Source organism: Bacillus sp. P4_D3 (genome assembly GCF_056401855.1).
Genome location: NZ_JBFUIN010000465.1, coordinates 1 through 2,478, shown reverse-complemented (window position 1 = coordinate 2,478; position 2,478 = coordinate 1). Strand labels below are relative to the sequence as shown.

The following is a 2,478-nucleotide window of genomic DNA, read 5'->3' as shown; positions in this document are numbered from 1 at the left end:
CAAGAAGAGTTGTATAAACAAATAAAAGAAGAAAAAGGTGCAGTTACTATATTCTTAAAGAGCGGAGTAAGAATAGTAGGGGAAGTAGTTGGAGTAGATAGATTTACAGTATTAATATTAGTAGATGGAAAACAACAACTTATTTATAAGCAGGCAATATCAACAATTATGAAATAAGACACTCAAAATGAGTGTCTTATTTCATAATTAAATGGTTACTGTTTGCATGCTTCAACATCAATGCCGGCAGCGATTAATTTTTTTTCTCCGTCTTGTTCAATGATTTTTTGTAATTTAGACAAGAAAGAGTCAAAATCTGTATGTTTACCAACTTGGAAAGTCATTTTATGCTCAATTGGTAGCCAAGTATCAATATCAGCTTCGTTATGTTGAATTTTCACTTCAAGTTTATCGAGCGCGTTAGCAACTTTTGCTTCATACGTTTCTTTCGCTTCGAACTCCATCCATAAATCGTATAATTCTTCGCCAAGAGAACCTTCTAGTGTATGTTTAATATTTAAAATAGCCTTTTGCTCATTTTTTTGTTTTTGTAATTGTAATTCATGGCTATTCATTGTATCAAAGGCAGGAATATCACCAGCTTCTGCTTCAACAAGATCGTGAATTATGACCATTTTAAGTAATTTTTCTATGTGTACTTTTTGATCCAAATAAGGCTCAACTAAGATAGCCATTAAGGACATACGCCACGTATGTTCAGCAACACTTTCTTGACGTCCGTTAGAAAGCCAACTATGTCGCATTTCATATTTTAGTTTTTCTGCTAATGCAATGACTTGCAAAATTTTATGTTCCATCGTGATCCTCCTCATATTTCTATACTATAATTCTAATATGGAAATGAAATGTGTCAATTTTATGAGTATATTGCGATAAATAGATGATAAGCGTATAATGAATGTTATATGTGAAAACGCATTATTAAAATAAAAAAATGTTTTATAAAAATGAAAAGGAAGGGCAGGAATATGGGAGACGAAAATCAAGTATTAGCTAGACCACAAAGAAAAAAAAGGAAGTTTGACATTTCTAGCCCAATTGGCATTATAGTAGGTTTTGCGATTGTAATAGCGGCAATCATGCTTGGCGGCGGTGGAATAAAAGGTTTTAAAAACTTCTTAGATGTTTCATCTATTTTAATCGTTATAGGAGGAACAACAGCGACAATCGTTGTGGCATATAGATTTGGAGAAATAAAAAAATATACGAAAAGTATTTTTACTGTTTTACATAGAAGAGAAGAAGATTTAGAACAGTTAACGGATTTGTTCGTTGATTTTTCGAAAAAGTCTAAAAAACATGGCTTGCTTTCTTTAGAAGTTGATGGAGAGCAAGTAGACAATCCTTTTATTCAAAAGGGAATTCGTTTAATGTTAAGCGGCTATGATGAAGTGGAATTAAAAGAAGTGTTAATGAAAGATGTTGAAACTGAAGTGTATGAGTTAAGAAAAGGAGCAACATTATTAGATAAAATTGGTGATTTCGCTCCAGCATGGGGCATGATAGGAACATTAATTGGTCTTATTATTATGTTGCAAAACTTACAAGATACCTCACAAATTGGTACAGGGATGGCAGTTGCGATGTTGACGACATTATATGGATCTTTGATTGCAAATATGATTGCAATACCGTTATCTGAAAAGGTGTATCGCGGTATTGAAGATTTGTATACAGAGAAGAAGTTTGTAATAGAAGCAATTTCAGAGCTGTACCGAGGACAAATTCCTTCCAAATTAAAGTTAAAACTTGATACATACGTATATGAAACGAAGATAAAAAAAGAAAAACGAGCAGCCTAGTAGTTTGAGGAGTGGTATGATGAGCAAGCGACCGCAAAGAGGATCGCCTCGTTGGATGACGACTTTTACTGATTTAACGATGTTATTGCTAACTTTCTTTGTATTACTAGTTGCGACTTCAAAGCAAGATACAGTAAAATTATCAAAGATGCTTGAAAAGTTCAGTGACGCGGAGCAAGTAAATGCAAAAGTAATGGAAAATACAATACCAGATATTTCACATGAAAAAAATGATGAAAAAGCAGTTTCAAAAAAGCGCATGGATGAATTGTATAAAAAGTTAAAAGCATATGTGGATAATAATGGTGTTAGTCAAGTGAATGTATATCGAGAAGATACAGGTGTTAGCATCGTTATAGTAGACAATTTAATATTCGATACGGGTGATGCGAATGTTAAGCCGGAAGCGAAAGAAGTAATTAGTCAATTAGTAGGGTTCTTCCAATCGGTACCAAATCCAATTGTTGTAGAAGGACATACAGATAGCAGACCGATTCATAATGAAAAATTCCCTTCCAACTGGGAATTATCTTCAGCACGTGCAGCTAATATGATTCATCATTTAATTGAAGTGTATAATGTGGATGATAAAAGGTTAGCAGCGGTAGGGTATGCAGACACAAAACCAGTAGCACCAAATGATTCACCACAAAAT

General features: G+C 33.5%; 4 protein-coding genes. 3 read left to right on the top strand and 1 reads right to left on the bottom strand.

Annotated features, from left to right (window positions below):
• A partial coding sequence (hfq, locus tag AC1DTM_RS22805; RefSeq protein ID WP_477000949.1) for an RNA chaperone Hfq occupies positions 1–177 on the top strand: 177 nt, incomplete at its 5' end.
• A gap of 38 nt (positions 178–215) precedes the next feature.
• On the opposite strand, the gene AC1DTM_RS22800 is transcribed toward hfq, so the two are convergent.
• Positions 216–818, bottom strand: a complete 603-nt coding sequence (locus AC1DTM_RS22800; RefSeq protein WP_016104377.1) for an HD domain-containing protein — start codon at positions 816–818, stop codon at positions 216–218.
• Positions 819–989: 171 nt separating this feature from the next.
• Here AC1DTM_RS22800 and AC1DTM_RS22795 point away from each other — a divergent pair, with 171 nt between their 5' ends.
• Together AC1DTM_RS22795 and AC1DTM_RS22790 are read left to right on the top strand one after the other, a co-directional pair.
• A complete protein-coding gene (locus AC1DTM_RS22795) occupies positions 990–1,823 on the top strand; it encodes a flagellar motor protein MotP (protein WP_016104378.1) in 834 nt (277 codons plus the stop codon).
• Positions 1,824–1,842: 19 nt separating this feature from the next.
• Positions 1,843–2,478 (top strand): OmpA family protein (locus tag AC1DTM_RS22790; protein WP_477000948.1); only part of this gene is annotated, 636 nt, incomplete at its 3' end.

Excerpts from the sequence above, each read along its gene's own strand:
- AC1DTM_RS22795 (WP_016104378.1), top strand. The coding sequence starts at position 990 with ATGGGAGACGAAAATCAAGTATTAGCTAGACCACAAAGAAAAAAAAGG.
- AC1DTM_RS22800 (WP_016104377.1), bottom strand. The coding sequence starts at position 818 with ATGGAACATAAAATTTTGCAAGTCATTGCATTAGCAGAAAAACTAAAA.